Genomic DNA, 21,347 nt, shown 5'->3' with positions numbered 1-21,347 from the left:
TGGATGAAAAGTCTCAAGAAACAGCGCCGTATTCAGGTCATCGCCGTGGCGGTGGTGGCCTTGACGCTCTCGACGGCGCTGATCGGTTATGCGATGCGCGATGGTATCAATTTCTTCCGCGCGCCCAGCCAGATCGTGGCCGAACCCCCGGGACCATCTGAGGTCTTCCGCATCGGCGGGCTGGTCGAGGAAGGCTCCATCGTGCGTGGTCAGGGCGAGACGATCCGCTTTAGCGTGACCGATGGTGGCGCCGTTGTTCCGGTGACCTATACCGGCGTTTTACCCGATCTTTTCGAGGAAAATCAGGGGATGGTCGGCACCGGGCGTTACATTGACGGCGTCTTCGAAGCCCATGAAATCCTTGCAAAACATGACGAGACTTACATGCCTGCAGAGGTTGTGGATGCGCTCAAGGAGCAAGGGGTCTATCAGGACCCGAACGGCTAGCACCGTACGGTGGTTAAGAACGCACCGTTAGCCCATGTTTACCATTAATTGACTTTATCCGCCGCGACGTGATGCGAGCGGAGGGCAGTCAATATGCAAACGGTCAGAGAGATCGCGACGGAAATCGTTGCACGCGAAGGGGGCTTCGTGAACGACCCCGACGACCCGGGTGGGGCCACCAACTACGGCGTGACGATCCATACAATGCGGGCCCTGGGAATCGATCTGGACCGGGATGGGGCGGTGACGATCTCCGATGTGCGCGCGCTCACCCGGGAGCATGCAATTGAAATCTTCGAAAAACACTATTTCGAGAAACCGCTGATCGCTTTGCTGCCACCGGTGCTGCAAGCCTCGGTCTTTGACATGTATGTCAACGCGGGCGCCAATGCGGTGAAAATCCTGCAGCGGCTGTTGCGCGATATGGGGCATAAGATCGCCGTGGATGGCATTCTGGGGCCCAAGAGCATTGCGGCGGCACAGGCAGCCTATCTTGACGCGCCAAATCATCTGGCCGACGCCTACGGGATTGCCCGGCGGAACTACTATTTCCGCATCGCGGACAGACGTGTGGCCAGCCGAAAATATGCCCGTACACGCGCAGGCGGCAAAGGCGGTTGGATCAAGCGGGCCGAGGAGTTCATCTCCCGGCAATATCACATGACAGAGCAGCAATTTAAGCAAAGGGTGGCAGGATGGGTCTGATCTCAGGACTTCTCAACATCATTTTTGGAAATGATCGCAACGTGATACTGGAGACCGCAGAGGTTTTTCGGGAGAACACCGAAGAGGGAGCGGAGCGGTCGCAGGAGCTGCGCCTCGAGGCGATGAAACAGTTCGCCCGCGAATTCGAAGCCTCCAAACAGGGCTGGTTCGATCAGGTGATGGATGGCGTCAACCGGATACCACGTCCGGCGCTGGCCTTGGGTACGCTGGGGCTTTTCCTTGCGGCGATGATTGACCCGATCTGGTTTTCCGCGCGCATGCAGGGCATCGCACTGGTGCCGGAACCTTTGTGGTGGCTGCTGGGGGTGGTGGTGTCCTTCTACTTCGGCGCGCGGCATCAGGTCAAAAGCCAGCAATTCCAACGGTCCATTGCGCAAACCATGTCGCTGGCGCCGAAGGTGGCGGAAAATCTCTCCACGCTCCGCGCGTTGCGACCCACCTCGCCGGGTCTTGCCGATACCGGTCACGATGCGCGCCTGGCGAGCCTGTCGGTCCTGCCGGATGACAACTCCGCCCTTGTCGACTGGCGCGCCCGGAAAGGTCCAGCCGCGACAAAGTGATCGCCTTGGCTGGCGCGATTGTCATTGGAAGCCTCTGCATGGCCCCGTATACTCAGGGCTATGATCACAGAGTTTGGACATTTCGCGCTGATCCTGGCCTTCCTGGTGGCCATTGTTCAGATGGTGGTACCTCTGGTCGGCGCGCACAAGCGCTGGCCCGCGTGGATGGCGGTGGCGGAACCCGCTGCCTCCGCGCAGTTTCTGCTGACGGCCTTCTCCTTCGCTGCGCTGATGTATGCTTTCATCACCTCTGACTTCAGCCTGCGTCTGGTCACGCTGAACAGCCACTCGGCCAAGCCGATGATCTATAAAATCAGTGGCACATGGGGCAACCACGAAGGCTCCATGCTGCTCTGGGTGCTGATCGTGACACTCTTCGGCGCGATGGCCGCATGGTTCGGAGGCAACCTGCCACCGACCCTGCGGGCGCGGGTGCTGGCGGTGCAATCTGCCATCGGGGTGGCGTTTTTCGCCTTTATCCTCTTCACGTCGAACCCGTTTTTGCGGCTGGCGGTGCCGCCTTTCGACGGGCAGGACCTGAACCCGCTGCTGCAGGATCCGGGCCTCGCGTTCCATCCGCCCTTTCTCTATCTCGGTTACGTCGGCTTGAGCATGGCGTTCAGCTTTGCCGTCGGCGCGCTGATCGAGGGCCGCGTCGATGCAGCCTGGGGCCGCTGGGTCCGGCCCTGGACGCTGGCGGCCTGGATTTTCCTGACCATCGGCATCGCTCTGGGCTCCTGGTGGGCCTATTACGAGCTGGGCTGGGGCGGTTTCTGGTTCTGGGACCCGGTGGAGAATGCCTCCTTCATGCCCTGGCTGCTGGCTGCGGCCCTGCTGCATTCCGCCATCGTGGTGGAAAAGCGCGAGGCACTGAAAAGCTGGACGATCCTGCTGGCCATTCTTGCCTTTGGCTTCTCGCTCATCGGTACCTTCATCGTGCGGTCCGGCCTGCTGACCTCCGTGCACGCCTTTGCCAATGATCCCGAACGCGGTGTGTTCATCCTGATGATCATGGGCTTTTTCATGGGCGGCGCACTCATGCTCTTTGCGCTGCGGGCCAGCACAATGGAAGCCAAGGGCGTCTTTGGCCTCGTGAGCCGCGAAAGCGCGCTGCTCGCCAATAACCTGCTGCTCGCCGTGGCCTGTTTCGTGGTCTTCGTGGGAACAATGTGGCCGCTGGTGGCGGAGATGTTCTTTGACCGCAAGCTGAGCGTCGGCCCGCCCTTCTTCAACATGGCGTTTTCACCTTTCATGCTCGTGCTGGGGCTGATCCTGCCCATCGGCTCGGCCATGCCATGGAAGCGCGCGCGGATCATGCGGGCCATGCGCCCCCTGCGCTACGTCTTCGTGCTGGCGCTGGCGGTTGGCGGGTTGGCCTATGCGATGCAATCGGGGCGGACCCTGCTGGGGCCCATCGGCATGTTCCTTGCGGCCTGGGTTGTCATGGGCACCATTGTCGATCTGGCACAACGCACCGGGCGTGGGTCCGGGCGCCTGGGCCGCTTGATGCGCTTGCCCCGCGCCGATTGGGGCAAGATGGTTGCTCACGCGGGTCTTGGCATCACGATGATGGGTGTGTCGGGCCTGATGGCGTGGCAGCAGGAGGACATCCGCGTTGCCCAGTTTGGCGAGCCCTACAGCATCGGGCGCTACACGATCACGCTGGATGATGTGGTGAACAGCGAGGGACCGAATTACCTCTCCACCACGGGGTTTATCACGCTGGCACAGGATGGGCGCGAGATTGCACAGCTGCGGCCTGAAAAACGCATCTACCCGGTGGCCCAGATGCCCACCACCGAGGCGGCGATTGACTATGATCTGGCGCGCGACGTCTACGTGGTGATCGGCGATCGGCAGAACGATGGCGGATGGGCGGTGCGGACCTACATCAAGCCGATGACCAACTGGATCTGGATCGGCTCCGGCCTGATGGCCCTAGGCGGATTGCTGAGCCTTTCGGATCGGCGGTTCCGCGTTGCTGCCGGCGCGCGCAAGGGCGCTGTTCCGGTGCCTGCGGAATGATCCGCCTCGCGTTGATCCTGATGCTGCTGGCCAGCCCGCTCTGGGCGCTGGACCCGTCTACGGCACTGGACGATCCGGTGCTGGAGGCGCGGGCCCGCACGATTGATCACGCCCTGCGCTGTGTGGTGTGCCAGTCGGAATCGGTGGCTTTTTCGAACGCCAACTGGGCCGAGGACGCCCGCCGCACCGTGCGCGAGCTGATCACTGACGGGGCCAGCGATGCCGAGGTGCTGGATTTCTTCGTGGCCCGATACGGCGAGTTTGTCCTGATGTCACCGCGGGCCAGCGGGTCGACCTGGCTTTTGTGGGCGGCGGGGCCGGCGATGCTGCTGCTGGCTCTGGGCGTGGGCTATGGATATCTGCGCGGGCGATCCCATGCCAAGGCGCCGCAGGAAGCGGCCTTGTCAGCGGAGGAAGAGGCGCGCCTGCGTGAAATCCTGAAAGATTGACGCCTCGTTGCTCTTTTCTGAACCGTTCAGTTTGCTATGACAGGGGGCGCGGTAAGAAAAGGAAGCCACATGGACTATCAGACGCTGATCTACACGCTGCAGGATGGCGTGGCGACGATCACCCTGAACCGGGTCGAGAAGATGAATGCGCTCAGCACGCAGATGCGGGCGGAGATCGCCTATGCCGTGTCCGAGGCGGGCAAGACCGCGCGTGTGGTGGTGATCACCGGCGCGGGCAAGGCCTTTTGTTCCGGTCAGGATCTGGGCGACCGGGTCAGTGCCGCCAACCTCGATCTGGAACGCACCCTGCGTGATGAATACCAGCCGATGCTGCACGCGATCATCGAATGCCCGGTGCCCACCATTGCGGCGGTGAACGGCCCGGCGGCAGGGGCAGGGGCGAACCTTGCGCTGGCGGCGGATGTGGTGATTGCGGCGGAGAGCGCCTATTTCCTGCAGGCCTTTGCGCGCATTGGCCTGATCCCGGATGCGGGTGGCACCTATGTGATGCCGCGCACCATGGGCATGGCCAAGGCCATGGGGGCCGCGCTTTTTGCCGATAAGATCAGCGCCCGGCAGGCTGATGACTGGGGCCTGATCTGGGAAGCGGTGCCGGATGCGGAATTCGACGCGCATTGGAAGGCCCGTGCAGCACATCTGGCGCAAGGTCCGACGGCGGCCTATGCGGCGATCAAGAAGGTCATCCGTGGCAGCTGGGATAATTCGATGGAAGACCAGCTGACGCTAGAGGCCAAACAACAGGGCCACTGTGGCAAGTCACGGGATTTCAAGGAGGGCGTTTTGGCCTTCACCGAAAAACGACCCGCGCAGTTCGAAGGCCGCTAGGATCAGCCCCCGGCAGTCACGAAGCGTTCCACCAGCAAGACATCGTCCACGGTCAGCCGAGGACCATCCGCACAGGCGACGACCGCCACGGCCACGCCGTTCGCATGTACGGTCTGCACCCCGCCCGCAATGTCGGTGATGGTGATGGTGGGCGGTGTCTGGCCCCTGTCATAGATGACGGCGATCTTGTCTTCATCCTCGGCCACATCGGGGATGATGGCGCCTTCCGGGCCGCTGCAGGGGTGGCTCGCGACCGGCATGCGCTGCGCCAGCGGTCCGCCTTCCCGGTGAGAACTGTCGATCTGTCCCGTCATTCGCGCCTCACAACACTTTTTCACTTTGCGACGATCATCCTGCACATGCCCAATGCACCGTCGCCCCGCGTAACCTGTTCCATCCAAAGCAGAAACCTTGGTGCCTATTGTCCCACCGCGACACGGGCGGGGATCAGCGCCCCGCTTGCACGGCTGCTGGTTCTACCTAAAGGGTCGTGGTTAAAAGGGTCAAGAAATGCGGGTCATTATGCCGGGGTCCGAAACAATGACACATTTCAACCATAATTCGCGGAGGGGATCGGAGACAGTCCGGATCGCAACCATCCGCAATCCTGCCGGAACAGCGGCTTTGTCCACCTGGGCCTTGCCGTGTGATTCGCCCCGCGCCGGAAAGAACCGGCGCGGGGCGGTATGGATCAGCGGTTTTCGATATCCACATAGTCGCGCGATGTCTCGCCAAGGTAAAGCTGGCGGGGACGACCGATCTTGTTCTGTGGATCGGCAATCATTTCCTTCCACTGGGAAATCCAGCCCACCGTGCGGCTCAGCGCAAAGATCGGCGTGAACATCGACGTGGGGAAGCCCATCGCCTCCAAAATGATGCCGGAATAGAAATCCACATTCGGGAAGAGCTTCTTCTCCGCAAAATACGGGTCGGCAAGTGCGGCGGCTTCCAGCTCTTTGGCGACCTGCAGGATCGGGTTGTTTTCCACACCCAGCAGGTCGAGCACCTCGTCGGCGGATTGCTTCATCACCTTGGCGCGCGGGTCGAAGTTCTTGTAGACCCGGTGGCCAAAGCCCATCAGGCGGAAGGGGTCCTCCTTGTCCTTTGCGCGGGCGATGAATTCGGGGATGCGGTCCACGGTGCCGATCTCGTTCAGCATTTCCAGGCAGGCCTGGTTTGCCCCGCCATGCGCCGGACCCCAGAGGCAGGCGATACCGGCGGCGATACAGGCAAAGGGGTTCGCGCCTGAAGAGGAGGCGAGCCGCACCGTGGAGGTGGAGGCGTTCTGCTCATGGTCCGCGTGCAGGGTAAAGATCCGGTCCATCGCGCGGCTGAGGATCGGATTGACCTCGTAATCCTCGGCGGGCACCGCAAAGCACATGCGCAGGAAGTTGGAGGCATAGTCCAGATCATTGCGCGGATACACGAAGGGCTGTCCGATCGTGTATTTATAGGCCATCGCGGCAATCGTCGGCATCTTCGCGATCAGGCGGATCGAGGCGACCTCGCGCTGCCATGGATCGGCGATATCGGTGCTGTCGTGATAGAAGGCGGACATCGCGCCGACCACGCCGACCATAACGGCCATGGGGTGCGCATCCCGGCGGAAGCCGCGGAAGAAATTCATCATCTGCTCGTGCAGCATGGTGTGATTGGTCACACGGCTCTCGAAATCCTCCAGCTGCGCGGGCGAGGGAAGCTCGCCGTAGAGCATTAGGTAGCAGACCTCCAGGTAATGCGACATGCCGGCCAGCTGGTCGATGGGATAGCCCCGGTGCAGCAGCTCACCCTTGTCACCGTCGATGAAGGTGATGGTGCTGTCGCAACTTGCGGTGGAGGTGAAGCCGGGATCATAGGTAAACACCCCGGCCTGAGCATAGAGCTTGCGGATATCAACCACGTCCGGCCCGGCAGTCGGGGAGAAGATCGGCAGATCATACTCCTTACCATCAATGCTCAGCTTTGCAGATTTCGTGCTTTCAGCCATGGGAGGTCCTTCCTGTCTTGCTCGCGGGCGCACCCGCCATCCGGCTCTTGATGCGGGGTGCATCGGGCCAATTCGTTATGCAGAGGGTCCCCCTGCATCCTCAGCTGCATCTGTTAAACGGGCGAGGGTCTCTTCTTGGCCCAGAACCAGCATCATGTCGAAAACCGAAGGTGTGACCGCCCGACCTGCAAGCGCTGCACGCAGGGGCCCGGCCAGTTTCCCGAACTTGGTGTCCTTGCTCTCGGCAAAGCGGTTCAGGATATCCTCCAGATTTTCTCTGACCCAGCTATCAGTTTGCAACTGCGGCGTCAAATCCTTGAGTATACCACGGGATACCGTATCAAGCGCCTTTGCCGCTTTCTCGTCCGGCTCTACGGGGCGAGAGGTTAGTGCAAACTGTGCTTTATCAAGGAGTTCAGGTAAGGTCTTCGCGCGTTCCTTCACGCAGTACATGGCGCGCAGCAAGGCGTCTGACTGTGCATCCGTCAAGGCAGGCTCTCCTGCCGCAACGCGGTATTCCGCAATTTCCTGCTGCAACGCGGCATCATCGGATTGTGCAATATGCTGGCCCGACAGGTTTTCGAGCTTCTTTAGGTCGAACCGTGCCGGGCTTTTGCCGATTCCATCCAGATCGAACCAGTCGCGGGCCTGCGCATCGGTAAAAAATTCGTCATCACCGTGGCTCCACCCCAGCCGGGCGAGGTAGTTACGCATGCCCGCTGCCGGGTAACCCATTGCCTGATATTCCTGTGCGCCTAATGCGCCGTGGCGTTTCGACAGTTTCTTACCGTCCGGCCCGTGGATCAGCGGGATATGCGCCCAGACCGGCACATCCCAGCCCATCGCCTCGTAGATCATCATCTGGCGCGCGGCATTGTTGAGGTGGTCATCCCCCCGGATCACATGGGTCACGCCCATATCATGGTCATCGACAACAACCGCCAGCATGTAGACGGGCGTGCCATCGGAACGTAACAGCACCATGTCATCGAGTTGGTCGTTACGGATCGTCACATCGCCCTGCACGCGGTCCCGGATCACGGTTTCGCCCGATTGCGGTGCCTTGATCCGGATCACATAGGGCGCATCGGGATGGGTGCTTGGGTCCGCATCGCGCCACGGAGAACGGTAGAGGGTGCTTTTGCCTTCGGCGCGCGCGGCTTCACGAAAGGCGGTGATGTCTTCCTGTGTGGCAAAGCATTTGTAGGCTTTGCCAGCGGCCAGCAATTCCTCGGCCACGGCGGCGTGACGGGGCGCGTTTTCGAACTGGCTAACAATCTCGCCATCGTGATCGAGGCCCAGCCACGCCATGCCCTGCAGGATGGCGGCGGTGGCTTCGGGGGTGGAGCGGGCGCGATCCGTATCCTCGATCCGCAGCAGGAATTTGCCGCCGCGTCCCCGCGCATAAAGCCAGTTAAAGAGCGCCGTACGTGCGCCCCCAATGTGCAGGAAACCGGTGGGAGAGGGCGCGAAACGGGTGACAACGGGCGCGGACATGCAGGTGTTTACCTTTCAGTAACCATGAGGGGCGTAAATCTAGAGTGTCTGTCTATCCAGTGCGCTAACCGGGGGCAAGGAGGTGCTGCGTGACACGGATCCGGACCATTTTGCTCGATCAGCGCGGGTCCCTCTTTGAGTGGGTGCCGGTGTGTCTGGCCATTGGCATTGGTCTCTATTTTCTGCTGCGTTTTGAGCCCTCCACGGTTTTTCTGGCCAGCGTGGGGCTCGGGGCCTTTCTGACCCTGCTGCTGGGCAGGTGGCTGGGGGAGGCGTTCAGCCCGCTGGCCATCGCCCTTGTCCTTGTCGCCTCCGGTTTCCTGCTGGCGGCCTACCGGGCGCATGACGTGGCAAGCCCGGTCATGGGCTGGCGCTACTACGGCCCCGTGGAGGGGCGTGTCGTCAATCTGGACCGCAGCAGTTCCGACGCGCTGCGCGTGACATTGGATCAGGTGGTGCTGGAACGGGTCTCACCCCAACGCACGCCGGAGCGGGTGCGCATCTCGCTGCACGGTGATCAGAGCCTCAGCATCGCCCCGGCACCGGGCCTGCGTGTCATGACCACCGCGCATCTGTCGCCGCCGGGCGGGCCTGTGGAACCCGGAGGTTTTGATTTCCAGCGCCACGCCTGGTTCGGGCAATTGGGCGGGGTCGGCTACACGCGGGTGCCCCTGCTGGCAATCGCGCCGCCGCAGGATGATCAACTGGAACTGGCCGTGTTCCGGGTGCGGATGGCCGTTGCCAAACGCATGCTGGATATTCTGCCCGGTGATGTTGGGGGATTTGCCGTCGCGGTGACCACCGGTGCGCGCAGTTCGATCAGCCAGGAAGCGCTCGATGATCTGCGCGCCAGCAATCTGGCGCATCTGCTGGCAATCTCCGGGCTGCACATGGGGCTGTTGACCGGGTTTGTCTTTGCCCTGCTGCGCCTGACAATTGCGCTGGTCCCGCCTTTGGCGCTGCGGGTGCCCGCGCGCAAACTGGCAGCGGGCGGCGCGTTGATCGTGGCCTCCGGCTATCTGGCCCTGTCAGGCGGCAATGTCGCAACCGAACGGGCATTTATCATGGTGGCCGTGGCGCTGACGGCGCTGATGCTGAACCGTCGGGCGATTTCCCTGCGTGCCGTTGCCATCGCCGCCACGATTGTCTTGCTCTTGCGGCCCGAAGCCCTGTTGGGCCCGGGGTTCCAGATGTCATTCGCCGCGACAACCGCCTTGGTAGCGGTCTTTGGCTACATGCGCGATCACCGCATCGGCATGGGGCCGAAATGGGCGAAACCGGTGGTGGCTGTGCTGATTTCCTCTGGCGTTGCCGGGCTCGCCACGGCGCCCATTGGAGCGGCGCATTTCAACGCGATTTCGCATTACGGGCTGCTGGCCAACCTCACGTCGGTGCCGATGATGGGCACGGTGGTGATCCCCGCCGCAGTGCTGGCGCTGATCCTGGCCCCTCTCGGACTGGACTGGATCGGGTTGTGGATCATGGGGGTCGGGCTGCGCTGGATCCTCTGGGTGGGCAGTTTCGTCGCCAATCTGGATGGCGCACGTTCTTTTGTGCACGGGCCCGAAGTCATTGTTTTGCCGATGATTGCCCTTGGGTTTTTGTGGCTCTGCCTGTGGCAGGGCCGTACGCGGCTGATCGGGGTGGCACCTGTGCTCGCCGCCTTCTGGCTCTGGGCGACAACGGACCGGCCTGTGGGGCTGATCGCCGAGAATGGCGCGCTTGTGGGGGTGATGACGGATCAGGGCCGCGCGCTCAGCAAGGCCAAGGGTGCGGGCTTTATCGCGCAGAACTGGCTTGAGAATGACGGCGATGCGACCGATCAGTTCACAGCGGCCGCGCGTTGGCCCGAGACACCTGCTGCCCCTCTGCCGGGTGGCATCGGTGTGACCCATCTGTCCGGCAAAAAGGCGGTTGCGGCTTTTGACGGATGCGCCGAGGGGCAGATTGTCGTCGCCAATCAGGACCTGCCGAAACGCGCGTCAGCTTGCATTCTGCTTGACCCGGAACGTCTGCAGGACATGGGGGCCGTCGCCATCATGCAGAGCGGAGACGGGGTGCGCCTGAGTTCCGTCCGCGACAGGACGGGCGACAGGCTCTGGACCCCGTGGTACCGTGACAAGATGCGGCGTCAGTAGGTGCGGATCAGCCCGACCAGCTTGCCCTGCACCTTGACCTGATCATCATTGAAAATACGGGTTTCATAGGCCGGGTTGGCCGCTTCCAGCGCGATCGTGCTGCCCTTGCGCATAAAGCGTTTCAGGGTCGCCTCGTGGTCTTCGACCAGCGCCACGACGATGTCGCCATTGTCCGCCACATTGGTTTCCTTGATCACAACCACATCGCCATCATTGATCCCGGCGTCGACCATGGAATCGCCCCGGACCTCCAGCGCGTAATGCTCGCCGGATCCTGATATCATCTGGCCCGGCACGGCCACACTGTGCGAGCGCTGGTTGATCGCCTCGATGGGCACACCAGCGGCGATCCGGCCCATCAAGGGCACCTCTGTCGCAGCCACGGGGCTGACCGGTTGCGCATTGGCAGGCATGGGCACGTCGGGCTTGTCGCCATCGATGACACGCGGCGCGAACCCGGTGGTTGCAGCCCCGCCGAGGCTTTCGGGCAATTTGACAATCTCGATGGCGCGCGCGCGGTGGGCGAGGCGGCGGATGAAGCCGCGTTCCTCCAGCGCCGTGATCAACCGATGGATGCCGGACTTCGACCGCAGGTCGAGGGCTTCCTTCATTTCATCGAAACTGGGCGGCACGCCATCGCGTTGCACGCGCTTGTGAATGAATTCCAGTAAATCCAACTGCTTCTTGGTGAGCATCTTATGGTCCTCCGACGCCTGAATTAACATTTGTTCTAGAGATGTTCCCGTTTTGTGTCAACGGTGTCACAAGGATCTCACAGGGGCAGGTAGGAAACCCGCTCACCCGCGACGCGGGCTGGGTCGTGTGGCGGGCGGACTAAAAGCGCGTCGGCGCGGGCCAGAATGCTGAGCAGGGAACTGTCCTGCTGATCGAAGGCGCGCAGCCCGTCGGCGTTGAGGGTCGCACGCATGTAGTGTTCGCGCGGGCCATTGGCGGGCAGGGCAGCGGCAAGTGTTGTCTGCCTCTGGGCGGCGGGATGCGCCCCAAGGCCCAGCATGGCGCGGATCACCGGCGTGACAAAGACGGTGCCGCAGACTAGGGCGGACACCGGATTACCGGGCAGGCCGATCATCGGCGTACCGTTCAACCGCCCCGCCATCAGCGGTTTGCCGGGGCGCATCGCAACCTTGTAAAAGGATTGCTGCATGCCAAGCTCTTCGGCAACAGGCGCTACCAGATCATGATCACCCACGGACGCCCCGCCAATGGTGACAATCAGATCGGCGGTGGCGGCCAGTTGAAACGCCGTTTTCAGCGAGGCCGCTGTGTCCCGCGCGATGGGGATGAGGCGGGCGTCGGCGCCTTCGGCCTCCAGTTGCGCGGCAAGCCCAAAGGTGTTGGAGGCGATGATCTGATCGGGGCCGGGTGTCTCTCCCGGCATGACAAGCTCGTCGCCCGTGGCCATGATCGCCACCGAGGGACGCCGGATCACCGGTACCTGCGCGATGTTCATCGCCGCCAGCAAGGCCACATCGGAGGGGCCAAGACGCCGGGGCGCTGTCATGCTGTCCCCCGCTTTGAAATCGACGCCGGCGGGGCGGATATTGTCCTTATTTCCCATGTCGCGGTTCAGCGTGATCAGATCGCCGCGCCGGGTGACATCCTCCTGAATGACAACGAAATCCGTCTCGTCGGGCACCGGGGCACCAGTAAAAATACGCACGCATTGGCCGGGGCCGACCTTGCCGTCAAACGCGTGCCCTGCCGCCGCTTCGCCGACGACTTTGAACATCGCATCCGGTTCAACCTCTGCGCGGCGCAGCGCATAGCCATCCATGGAAGACGCATGAAAGGGCGGCTGCGTGCGGCTGGCCTGAACATCCTGCGCCAGAACACGGCCCGCCGCCACGCGCAGCGGCACGGTTTCCGTGCCCATCGGGTCCGCCAGAGCAAACAGATGCGCCAGCGCCTCGGCAACAGGTATCATGACGCCTCAAACCGGCCGGATTTGCCGCCATCTTTCAGAACCACACGCAGGTCGGTGATCTGCATGGCCTTGTCGACGGCCTTGGCCATGTCATAGATCGTCAACGCCGTGACGGAGGCGGCTGTCAGCGCTTCCATCTCCACTCCGGTCTGGCCGGTTGTCTTCACCGTCGCCTCGATCTCAAAGCCGGGCAGCGCAGGATCGGGCGCAAATTCCACGGAAACCTTTGTGATCGGCAGCGGGTGACAGAGCGGAATGAGATCGGAGGTGCGCTTGGCCGCCATGATCCCCGCCAAACGCGCCACCCCGAGGACGTCACCCTTCTTGGCGCGTCCTTCTGAAATGATATCAAAGGTTTCTGGTGCCATCTTAATGTTGCAGCGTGCCGTCGCAATCCGGTCGGTGATCGGCTTTTCGCCGACATCCACCATATGCGCGTCGCCCTTGCCGTCAAAATGGGTGAGCTTGCCGGCCATGCTACATGCCTCCGGCCGTGATCGGGTTGGCCAGAAGATCGCGCGTGGCCTGTTCGACATCCTCCTGCCGCATCAGGCTTTCTCCGATCAGGAAAATCCGCGCGCCATATTGGGCCATATCCGCCAGGTCCGCGGGCGTACCCAGGCCCGATTCCGCGACGATCAACCGATCCTCCGGCACCCGGCGGGACAGGGTGCGCGTCGTATCCAGGGATGTCTCAAAGGTCTTGAGGTTGCGGTTGTTGATGCCGATGAGGCGGCTTTTCAGCCGACCGGCCCGGTCCAGTTCCGCCTCGTCGTGGACTTCAAGCAGCGCATCCATGCCCCATTCGGTCGCGGCCTCTTCCAATTCCTCGGCCTGCTCGTCGCTGACCGAGGCCATGATGATCAGGATGCAATCGGCGCCAAGCGCGCGCGCTTCGGCGACCTGATAGGGATCGTACATGAAATCCTTGCGCAGCGCGGGCAGGTCACAGGCACCGCGTGCGGCCACCAAAAACTCCTTGGCGCCCTGGAAACTCGGCGTGTCGGTCAGCACGGAAAGACAGGTTGCTCCCCCCTCGGCATAGGCCCGCGCCAAGGCAGCGGGGTCGAAATCCTCCCGGATCAACCCTTTGGACGGGCTGGCTTTTTTCACTTCCGCAATCAGCCCATAGCCATGGATCGAGGCGTGATGCAGCGCATCGGCGAAGGGGCGCACGGGGGGTGCTTCGCGTGCTTCGGCCTCCACCTCTGCAAGCGGTTTGGCGGCCTTGTCGGCGGCCACTTCCTCCAGCTTGTAGGCCTTGATCTTATCGAGAATGGTTTCAGTCATGGTGCCTCCGGCGGGTTGGCCCAGTTTATGGCGCGGTGACCGCGGGCCTGCAACCACGCATTGGTGCGACTGAACGGGCGGGACCCAAAAAAACCACGCCGCGCGGAGAGAGGCGACGGATGGGCCGTTTCGATCTTGAGATTGACGTCCGCATCGACCTCCAGCGCCGCTTTATGCGCGCCCGCCCCCCAAAGCAGATAGGCGCGGGGTTGATCAGACAAACGGTCCAGCACTTGTGTCGTCAGCGCCTGCCATCCGAGCTTGTCGTGCCCCTTGGCCTCACCTGCGGGGACCGTGAGCACGGTGTTGAGCAGCAAAACGCCCTGATCGGCCCAAAACCCAAGGTCTGCGGTGCGTGGGCGTGTGCCGATATCCTCCTGCATCTCCTTGAAAATATTGTTCAAGGAGCGGGGCAGCGGCTGCGTGCCTGCATCAGCGGAAAACGCCAACCCATGGGCGTGTCCGGGCGTCGGATACGGGTCCTGCCCAAGGATAATGACCCGCGCCTCATCGGGTTGAACCTGTTCCAGAGCGCGGAACACCTGGGGCGCGGGGGGCAGGATCTGGCGCGGATCTGCCGCCAGCCGCTGTTCGACGTCGGGCCATGTCTGCGTGAAAAAGGGCAGGGTGCGCCATTGCCCCAAGGCCTTGAGCGAATAGGCGCTCACGCGGCTTGCGTGATTTTCGCGACCGCGTCGATTTTGGCCCGCGCAGCACCGCTGTCGATGGACATGGCGGCTTTTTCGACCCCTTCCTTGAGGTCGGCGACTGCATCGGCAACCAGTAGCGCTGCGGCGGAATTCAGCAAAACGGCATCACGGTAGGCGGAGGTTTCCCCATCCAGCAGGGCATTGAAATCGCGCGCGTTTTCCTCCGGTGTGCCGCCGATGATCGCCTCGAAGGGATGCACGGGCAGACCGGCATCTTCGGGGTGCACCTCCAGATCAGAGACCGTCCCGTCCGGCGCCAGCGCACTTATCCAGGACACCCCGGTGATGGTCAGCTCGTCCGTGCCGTCCGAGCCATGCACCAGCCAGGCCTTCTCCGACCCCAGCGCGCCCAGCGTTTCAGCCATGGGGCGGATCAGATCACGGGAAAACGCGCCGGTCAGCTGGCGTTTTACAGCGGCCGGGTTTGTCAGCGGGCCGAGGATGTTGAAAATCGTGCGCGTCCCAAGCTCCGCCCGCGTCGGCATGACATGAGCAATCGCCGGGTGATGCATCGGGGCCATCATGAAACCGATCCCGGCCTCGTTCAGCGCCTTTTCCACGATCTCCGGGCCCACCATGACGTTTAGCCCCATCTGGGTCAGCGCATCCGCCGCGCCGGATTTGGAGCTGAGGTTGCGGTTGCCATGTTTGGCCACAACCACACCGGCCCCCGCCACCACAAAGGCCGTCGCGGTGGAGATGTTCAGCGTGCCCTTGCCGTCCCCGCCGGTGCCGACGATATCCATCGCCCCCTCGGGCGCGCGCACGGCGTTGCATTTGGCGCGCATCACGGCGGCGGCGGCGGCGTATTCATCCACGGTTTCGCCGCGTGTGCGCAGTGCCATCAGAAGCCCGCCGATCTGGCTCGGCGTGGCCTCGCCCTCGAACAGAATGGAGAACGCCGTTTCAGCCTGCTCCTTGGTCAAGGGGCCGGTGGCTGCCGCGCCAATCAACGGCTTCAATGCGTCACTCATGCCGGTACCTTCATCTCGTCGATGAAGTTCTGCAAGAGCGCGTGGCCATGCTCGGACCGGATCGATTCTGGATGGAATTGCACGCCGTGGAGCGGCAGGTGCCGGTGCTGCAGCCCCATGATGGTACCGTCGTCGAGCTCGGCAGTGATCTCCAGCGTGTCGGGCAGCGTTTCCCGATCCACGATCAGCGAATGGTAGCGCGTGGCAGCAAAGGGGGAGGGCAGCCCGGCAAAGAGGCCTTTGCCCGTGTGGCTGATCTGACCCAGCTTGCCGTGCACGATGTCCTTGGCCTGGACAACCTTGCCGCCAAAAGCCTGCCCGATGGACTGGTGCCCCAGACAAACGCCCATCAGGGGGATGCCGGTTTCCGCCGCTGCAAGGGTGAGGCCTAGGCAAATTCCTGCCTGATCCGGGTCACAGGGGCCGGGCGAGAGCAGGATGCCCTGGGGTTTCATGGCCATTGCCTGTTGCACATCCAGTGCGTCATTGCGGTGGACCACTACATCCGCCCCAAGACTGCCCAGATAATGCAAAAGGTTGTAGGTAAAACTGTCGTAGTTGTCGATCAGCAGCAGCATGTCCAAAACTTTGAATTCGGGGCTGGAGGCGAGGGGCTCTAGCACGGTATATATCGCGCATACATGTTCAGGCTTGCAGCGCTGCGTCAAGGGGCGCAAAGGTGAGCTGTGGTCTGAACCGCGCAGTGGACCCGGTCTTCGACGCAGCAGCGGAGCCGGGTGTGAGACAAAGAGGTGAGTGGAGCGTGGCACGAGGATTTCTGAGAGGCGCTTTGTGGGGCACGGTCGCCAGCCTTTGTGTGGCGGGCGGCGCATCCATAATCGCGGAGGGACCGGCGGCCCCGGTGGTCAAAGCCTCGGCGCCTGCAGCAAATGACGCGCCGGAGCCGGTAGCGACCGATGCGACGACGACAAGCGGGGACCGCGTGCCGGTGACCGGCCAGCAGGCGCCGAAAGCGCCCGCCCCGCAACCCGATACGCTTGCCGCGGTGCGCGAGGAAACTGTCCGGTCCGCGGCGCAGCCGGAAACGGGGACCGCGGCGCTCCTGGCGGCTCCGGGACTGGGCAGTGACCAATCGGGCATCGAGGCGGGTGCAGCGGAAACACCGGTCGTGGCCAATGCGCAAGCCTTGGGACTGAAAGCCCCCGCTGTCGATGCGGGCATCAACGTCTCCACCGACCCTGCCCAGCCGCGCCCGCCAAAGATCACGCCAAAGGCCGGTCAGGACCTTGCCCTCAGCGAGGACCCGGTACAGCCCGCGTCACCTCTGGTGAGTACCGAGCCGTCGGGTCTTGCCGCCGACCCGGCACCGCGCGCGGAGCCTACAGACGCCTCCATTTCCGCGGACCCGGTGCAGCCGCCGCTGCCGGAGGTTCCCTCCGAGACGCAGGCCTTCGAGCCGGTGGTAAAGGCGCCTGTGCCCGCTGAAACGCCTGCAACGGCGGAAGATGCGCCAGCGCCGCAACCGGTGCAGACGGCCGTGGCGGCGCCGACACCACGCACGCCCGAGGACACAGAAACGACTGAAGCGCGCCCGCAGGCCCTTCCGCAGGACAGCGAAAATGCACCGGAACTTGCCTCGGACGACGTGTTGGCAGGCATCGGCGCGCCTGTCGGGACTTTCGGTAACCTGGCGCCCGATGTTCAGATCAACCGCTTGCCCACGTTGAGCGACCCTGCCACGCAAACCCCTCAGGACGTGCTTCTGCCCAATGCGAAAGAGGCGGTGGACGGCGGGCCGGAGGCCTCCGACCGCCCTGTGGACCGCTTTGCCGTGCCTCATGGCAACCTCAACGGGAAGCCGGTGATGGCCATTGTGCTAATGGATGACGGCGTTGATTTGTCTCGCGATACCATAGGGTTGCCCGCTCTGCGCAGTTTCCCCTATCCGATTAGCTTTGCGGTCGACAGTGGCCTGCCGGATGCCAAGGAGCGGATGGCGGCATACCGCGCAGAGGGGTTTGAAGTGCTGGCCACGGTCAACCTCCCGCAGGGGGCAAAAGCGGGCGATGCCGAGGTGTCGTTGGCCGTGGCGCTGGATGCCGTCCCGGAAGCCATTGGCGTCTTGGAAGGTGTCGGAGAGGGGGTGCAGACCTCGCGGGATGCGGCCCAGCAGGTGACGGAAATTCTGGCCGCCTCGGGGCATGGATTCGTGACCCAGAACAAGGGGCTCAACACCGTGCAGAAGCTTGCCGCCAAGGCTGGCGTGCCGTCCGCCGTCGTCTTTCGGGATTTCGACAGTAGCGACCAGACCCCCGTCGTGATCCGACGATTTCTGGATCAGGCCGCTTTCAGGGCCGGGCGGGATGGGTCGGTGATCATGCTGGGCCGTCTGCGCGAAGACACGATTTCCGCCTTGTTACTGTGGGGATTGCAGGACCGTGCCGAACAGGTGGCGCTGGTGCCGGTATCGGCGGCGCTGACCACGCAGCAATAGGGGGCTCAGGCGCGTCGCGCCGGTTCTTCGACGAAATCAGCATACCACAGGGCGAAGTCTTCGGCGGCCATCGGGTGCCCGATGGCGTATCCTTGCACCGCATCGCATCCCAATTCGGTCACGCGGGTAAAGAGCGCTTGGTTTTCCACCCCCTCGGCCACAACGCGCATGTTGAGGTTTCGGGACAGCGCCACCAATGCTGAAATGATGCTTTCAGCGCGGACATTCGGCACCGGCAGCACGATGGATCGGTCGAGCTTGATCCCGTCGATGCGCAGGCGGGACAGGTTCGACATGGAGGCATAACCCGTCCCGAAGTCATCCAGCACGACGGAAAAGCCCGCTCTGGTCAGGTTCTCAACGGTTTGGATGGCGTTGTCATCATCGCTTTCGATGAGCGTGTTTTCGAGCACTTCGATTGTCAGATCGGTGGGCGCCATGCCGCGGGCGAGCACCTCCTGCAGCAAGCGGTCCGGCAGGTTCGGATCGCGCAGGGTCGCGGGCGAGGCGTTGATCGAGATGGTCGGCACATCAATGCCGCGGGCCCGGAAGTCTTCCAGCGTATCCAGCCCTTTCTCCAGCATCATCAGGTCGATCTGCCGGATCAGCCCGGCCTCTTCTGCCGCTGCGATGAAGGTGGCGGGTGGAATGATGCCGCGCGCCGGATGCCGCCAGCGGGCCAGCACCTCGCATCCGAATAGCTTGCCGCTCTCGGTGCAGACCTGCGGCTGGAAATGCGGCTCGAACTGTTCGGCCTCGAGGGCGTCGGTGATCTGGGCAAAGAGCGCCTCCCGATCGTTGATTTCGTCCCGCAGATCGCCGGAAAAAGCACAGACCTGCCCACGGCCATCCCGTTTCGCCTTGTAGAGCGCAAGATCAGCCTCGATCAGCAATTGATCCGGTGTCGCCGCCGATGACGTTGCCAGCGTAAAGCCGATGCTGGCACCGATTTCGCAAGGGGCGCCGTCAATGGTCATGGGCTGGCTAATGGCCGCGACGAGGCGCTCCCCCAGATGTTCCAGATCATCGATTGATTTCGGCGCTTTCACCACAATCACGAACTCGTCGCCGCCGATGCGCGCCACCAGATCGTCCGACCGCGCGTGCGCCAGCAGGATCCGGGCCACCTCGACCAGGACATCGTCGCCGGCCTTGTGCCCGAGGCTGTCGTTGACGGCCTTGAAGCGATCAAGGTCGATCTTCATCACGCTGACCGCGACATCACCACTGGATCCGGTTTCGATACCGGACAGATAGTCATAAAGCGCCCGCCGGTTCAGCAGACCGGTGAGCGCGTCGTGATTGGCCGCGTGGGTCAGATTGTTGCGCGCCGCGACCAGCTCCTTGTTGCGCTGACGAATGGCTTCGAAGGAAGCGTTCAGCTGCCTTCCCCGCCGTTCGAACCGATGAATTGTCCGGCTGACAGAGACCTGCGCGGGCAGGAAAATAAACAGGGCTTCCATCATCAGGATCACCAGGGCGATGGCCAGCGCGATCGTTTCCAGCCGGTGCAGCCAGCGTGTCTGCGCAATGGATTGCGCTTCGTGCAGACTGGCCGCACTGTTCAGTGCAGAGAGCAGGTTCAGCTGGCCCATCGCCACCAGCTGGTTCTGCATGTTCGCCTTCACCTCGCCCGAGGCCTCAATCGTATAGCGCGCCGTAGAAACAAATCTGCGGGAGAAGTAGTCCAGCGGGAAGTCCGGATGGTCAAAGTAGAGATGCCGGAGCTTTTGTGACAGATCCCTGCGTGTCGTCAGCCAGACATTCGAATCCTCAAACAGCTTGATGGCGGACAGCAACCGCGCTTCGGTCTCCGCCGACGGGTTACGTTCACTCTCGCGCATCAGGAAAAGAATGCGCTGGCTGAGCATGACCTGTCTGGTGCTGATGCGGCTTGCCTCGGAATCCGCTTCCGATTCAGAGATGGCAACGATGGAGGCGTAATGCGCGCCCAGGATCGTGATGCAGACAATACTCAGGCCGAGAGCGTATCGTTTCCACAAGGATTGTGGCTTGGTGATACACACGTGGCGGATAAAACCGCGCGTCAGCCTTTTGAAAGTGCCAGTCAACCGGGGCCCCAGACGTCATTGCTCGATGCAAGGCGACCACCCACGGATCATATTCCCTGCTTATTGCGGCAAAATGACCTGTTGGAGTTTCGATACCCTCAAGAAAACGGGGTTCAGGCGGCGCGCAGCCCGGTTTTTAGCCCGTAATTAAGACAGATTTAGGGAAAATCCGACGCAGTTTCCGACCTCAGATGATCTCGTCTTCATCAAAAAGCGGGTCTGTTTCCAGCTGTGCGGCGAGGTCTTCCACGGTGTCGTCGGCAACGCTGGGGCTGAGGGCGGCAAGGTGAAAGACCGCGTCTCCCTCATTCACCAGCGGCAGGATCGCGCGCCCGATCAGGATGCCCGGCGAGGGGGCGACCAGATCGGTTTCAAAGCCACCAAAGGGGTCCGAGATCGTCGCCAACACCTCCCCTGCGACAACGGTTTCACCCTCTGCGCGGAAGGTGCGCAAGAGGCCCCCGGCAGGGGCCCGCAGCCAGGTGGAGGATGTGCAGACATAGGGTTTGGCCTTGGCCTTGGCGATGCCCTTCGCCGCCAGCATCGACATGCTGCGCATCACGCGCAGGATCCCGGCGACCCCGGCCCGCACGGCCATTTCGTCAAAGCGCAGGCCTTCGCCCGCCTCATAAAGCAGAACCGGCGTGCCGCGCGCGGCGGCTTCCGCCCGCAGGGACCCGTCACGCAAGGGCGATGTCAGAACAACCGGGGCGCCAAAGGCTGCGGCCATGTCCCGTGTTCCTGCATCACCGGGCGAGACACGGATTTGCGGCAGGTTCGTTCTGTGGATCGCCGCGGAATGCAGATCGATCCCGACATCGCAGCGCGAGACGACCTCGTTGAGAAAGATATGCGCCAGACGGGAGCCGAGCGAGCCCGACGGGTGGCCGGGAAAGCAGCGGTTCAGATCCCGCCGGTCGGGCAGGTAGCGGGAGCGGTTGAGAAAGCCAAAGGTGTTCACCACGGGCACGACCAGCAGCGTGCCGCGCAGGGATTTGAGTTGCGGCGCGCGCAGCAGACGCCGCACGATTTCAACCCCGATCACCTCATCCCCATGTACAGCCGCCGAGATGAACATCACCGGCCCCGCGCGTTTGCCGTGATGGACCTGCACGGAGAGGTTCACCGGCGTATGATCGGGCAGGATGGAGACAGGCAGGTGGACTGTTTCGATATTGCCGGGCCCGATGTGTTGTCCCGCGATTTCAAAGGGCTGGCGCGGCATG

The 21,347-nt window shown here is 62.8% G+C and carries 20 protein-coding genes; 8 read left to right on the top strand and 12 right to left on the bottom strand.

Annotated features, from left to right (window positions below):
- Positions 1-3 precede the first annotated feature (3 nt).
- The 6 genes from ccmE (at position 4) to ISX84_RS11275 (ending at position 5,053) form a co-directional block, all read left to right on the top strand.
- On the top strand, positions 4-447 hold the full coding sequence (gene ccmE / locus ISX84_RS11300) for a cytochrome c maturation protein CcmE (protein WP_195820475.1): 444 nt from the start codon (positions 4-6) through the stop codon (positions 445-447).
- 93 nt (positions 448-540) lie between these two features.
- The gene (locus ISX84_RS11295) at positions 541-1,152 is read left to right on the top strand and encodes a holin-associated N-acetylmuramidase (RefSeq protein WP_195820474.1); all 612 of its coding nucleotides are present in this window, start codon (positions 541-543) and stop codon (positions 1,150-1,152) included.
- Positions 1,143-1,733: a holin family protein gene (locus ISX84_RS11290; protein ID WP_195820473.1), complete on the top strand. Its 591-nt coding sequence runs from the start codon at positions 1,143-1,145 to the stop codon at positions 1,731-1,733. The genes ISX84_RS11295 and ISX84_RS11290 overlap by 10 nt, the downstream gene beginning before the upstream one ends.
- 60 nt (positions 1,734-1,793) lie before the next feature.
- Positions 1,794-3,758, top strand: a complete 1,965-nt coding sequence (locus ISX84_RS11285; protein ID WP_195820472.1) for a heme lyase CcmF/NrfE family subunit — start codon at positions 1,794-1,796, stop codon at positions 3,756-3,758.
- The gene (locus ISX84_RS11280) at positions 3,755-4,207 is read left to right on the top strand and encodes a cytochrome c-type biogenesis protein (protein ID WP_195820471.1); all 453 of its coding nucleotides are present in this window, start codon (positions 3,755-3,757) and stop codon (positions 4,205-4,207) included. Before ISX84_RS11285 ends, ISX84_RS11280 begins: the two co-directional genes overlap by 4 nt.
- A 69-nt stretch (positions 4,208-4,276) precedes the next feature.
- The gene (locus ISX84_RS11275) at positions 4,277-5,053 is read left to right on the top strand and encodes an enoyl-CoA hydratase-related protein (protein WP_195820470.1); all 777 of its coding nucleotides are present in this window, start codon (positions 4,277-4,279) and stop codon (positions 5,051-5,053) included.
- Between the two features lie 2 nt (positions 5,054-5,055).
- Here the strand turns inward: ISX84_RS11275 and ISX84_RS11270 are convergent, their stop codons facing one another.
- The 3 genes from ISX84_RS11270 to gltX all read right to left on the bottom strand — a co-directional run bounded on the left by ISX84_RS11270 (position 5,056) and on the right by gltX (position 8,537).
- A complete protein-coding gene (locus tag ISX84_RS11270; protein ID WP_195820469.1) occupies positions 5,056-5,367 on the bottom strand; it encodes a hypothetical protein in 312 nt (103 codons plus the stop codon).
- A 377-nt stretch (positions 5,368-5,744) separates the two neighbouring features.
- Complete coding sequence (gltA, locus tag ISX84_RS11265) at positions 5,745-7,040, bottom strand: citrate synthase (protein WP_195820468.1); 1,296 nt, start codon at positions 7,038-7,040, stop codon at positions 5,745-5,747.
- A gap of 75 nt (positions 7,041-7,115) precedes the next feature.
- A complete protein-coding gene (gene gltX / locus ISX84_RS11260) occupies positions 7,116-8,537 on the bottom strand; it encodes a glutamate--tRNA ligase (protein WP_195820467.1) in 1,422 nt (473 codons plus the stop codon).
- A gap of 89 nt (positions 8,538-8,626) precedes the next feature.
- Here gltX and ISX84_RS11255 point away from each other — a divergent pair, with 89 nt between their 5' ends.
- Positions 8,627-10,675 (top strand): ComEC/Rec2 family competence protein, encoded by a 2,049-nt coding sequence (locus tag ISX84_RS11255; RefSeq protein WP_195820466.1) that lies wholly within the window; start codon positions 8,627-8,629, stop codon positions 10,673-10,675.
- Here the strand turns inward: ISX84_RS11255 and lexA are convergent.
- From lexA to ISX84_RS11220, 7 genes are all read right to left on the bottom strand, one after another.
- Positions 10,669-11,370, bottom strand: coding sequence for a transcriptional repressor LexA (lexA, locus tag ISX84_RS11250; RefSeq protein WP_195820465.1), 702 nt, complete (start codon positions 11,368-11,370; stop codon positions 10,669-10,671). The two genes, ISX84_RS11255 and lexA, sit on opposite strands and share 7 nt — an antisense overlap.
- A 77-nt stretch (positions 11,371-11,447) precedes the next feature.
- Positions 11,448-12,620 carry a molybdopterin molybdotransferase MoeA gene (locus ISX84_RS11245; protein WP_195820464.1) on the bottom strand — a complete coding sequence of 391 codons (1,173 nt, stop codon included), beginning with the start codon at positions 12,618-12,620 and terminating at the stop codon, positions 11,448-11,450.
- Entirely contained in the window at positions 12,617-13,096 is a 480-nt protein-coding gene (gene moaC / locus ISX84_RS11240; protein WP_195820463.1) for a cyclic pyranopterin monophosphate synthase MoaC, read from the bottom strand. Before moaC ends, ISX84_RS11245 begins: the two co-directional genes overlap by 4 nt.
- Position 13,097: 1 nt before the next feature.
- Positions 13,098-13,910, bottom strand: coding sequence for an indole-3-glycerol phosphate synthase TrpC (gene trpC, locus ISX84_RS11235; RefSeq protein ID WP_195820462.1), 813 nt, complete (start codon positions 13,908-13,910; stop codon positions 13,098-13,100).
- On the bottom strand, positions 13,907-14,578 hold the full coding sequence (locus tag ISX84_RS11230) for a uracil-DNA glycosylase (RefSeq protein ID WP_195820461.1): 672 nt from the start codon (positions 14,576-14,578) through the stop codon (positions 13,907-13,909). Before ISX84_RS11230 ends, trpC begins: the two co-directional genes overlap by 4 nt.
- Positions 14,575-15,594 (bottom strand): anthranilate phosphoribosyltransferase, encoded by a 1,020-nt coding sequence (trpD, locus tag ISX84_RS11225; protein WP_195820460.1) that lies wholly within the window; start codon positions 15,592-15,594, stop codon positions 14,575-14,577. Before trpD ends, ISX84_RS11230 begins: the two co-directional genes overlap by 4 nt.
- Complete coding sequence (locus ISX84_RS11220) at positions 15,591-16,172, bottom strand: anthranilate synthase component II (protein WP_195820802.1); 582 nt, start codon at positions 16,170-16,172, stop codon at positions 15,591-15,593. Before ISX84_RS11220 ends, trpD begins: the two co-directional genes overlap by 4 nt.
- 185 nt (positions 16,173-16,357) lie before the next feature.
- Between ISX84_RS11220 and ISX84_RS23475 the strand changes: the two genes are divergently transcribed.
- Positions 16,358-18,049: a divergent polysaccharide deacteylase family protein gene (locus ISX84_RS23475; protein WP_195820459.1), complete on the top strand. Its 1,692-nt coding sequence runs from the start codon at positions 16,358-16,360 to the stop codon at positions 18,047-18,049.
- A gap of 5 nt (positions 18,050-18,054) precedes the next feature.
- On the opposite strand, the gene ISX84_RS11210 is transcribed toward ISX84_RS23475, so the two are convergent.
- Both ISX84_RS11210 and ISX84_RS11205 read right to left on the bottom strand, forming a co-directional pair.
- Positions 18,055-20,052, bottom strand: coding sequence for a putative bifunctional diguanylate cyclase/phosphodiesterase (locus ISX84_RS11210; protein WP_195820458.1), 1,998 nt, complete (start codon positions 20,050-20,052; stop codon positions 18,055-18,057).
- A gap of 256 nt (positions 20,053-20,308) precedes the next feature.
- Positions 20,309-21,346 carry a succinylglutamate desuccinylase/aspartoacylase family protein gene (locus ISX84_RS11205; protein WP_195820457.1) on the bottom strand — a complete coding sequence of 346 codons (1,038 nt, stop codon included), beginning with the start codon at positions 21,344-21,346 and terminating at the stop codon, positions 20,309-20,311.
- Position 21,347: the final 1 nt, after the last annotated feature.

It is taken from the genome of Roseobacter sp. MH60115 (assembly GCF_015644665.1).
Lineage (GTDB): Bacteria > Pseudomonadota > Alphaproteobacteria > Rhodobacterales > Rhodobacteraceae > Roseobacter.
This window is presented reverse-complemented; position numbering and strand designations above follow the sequence as displayed.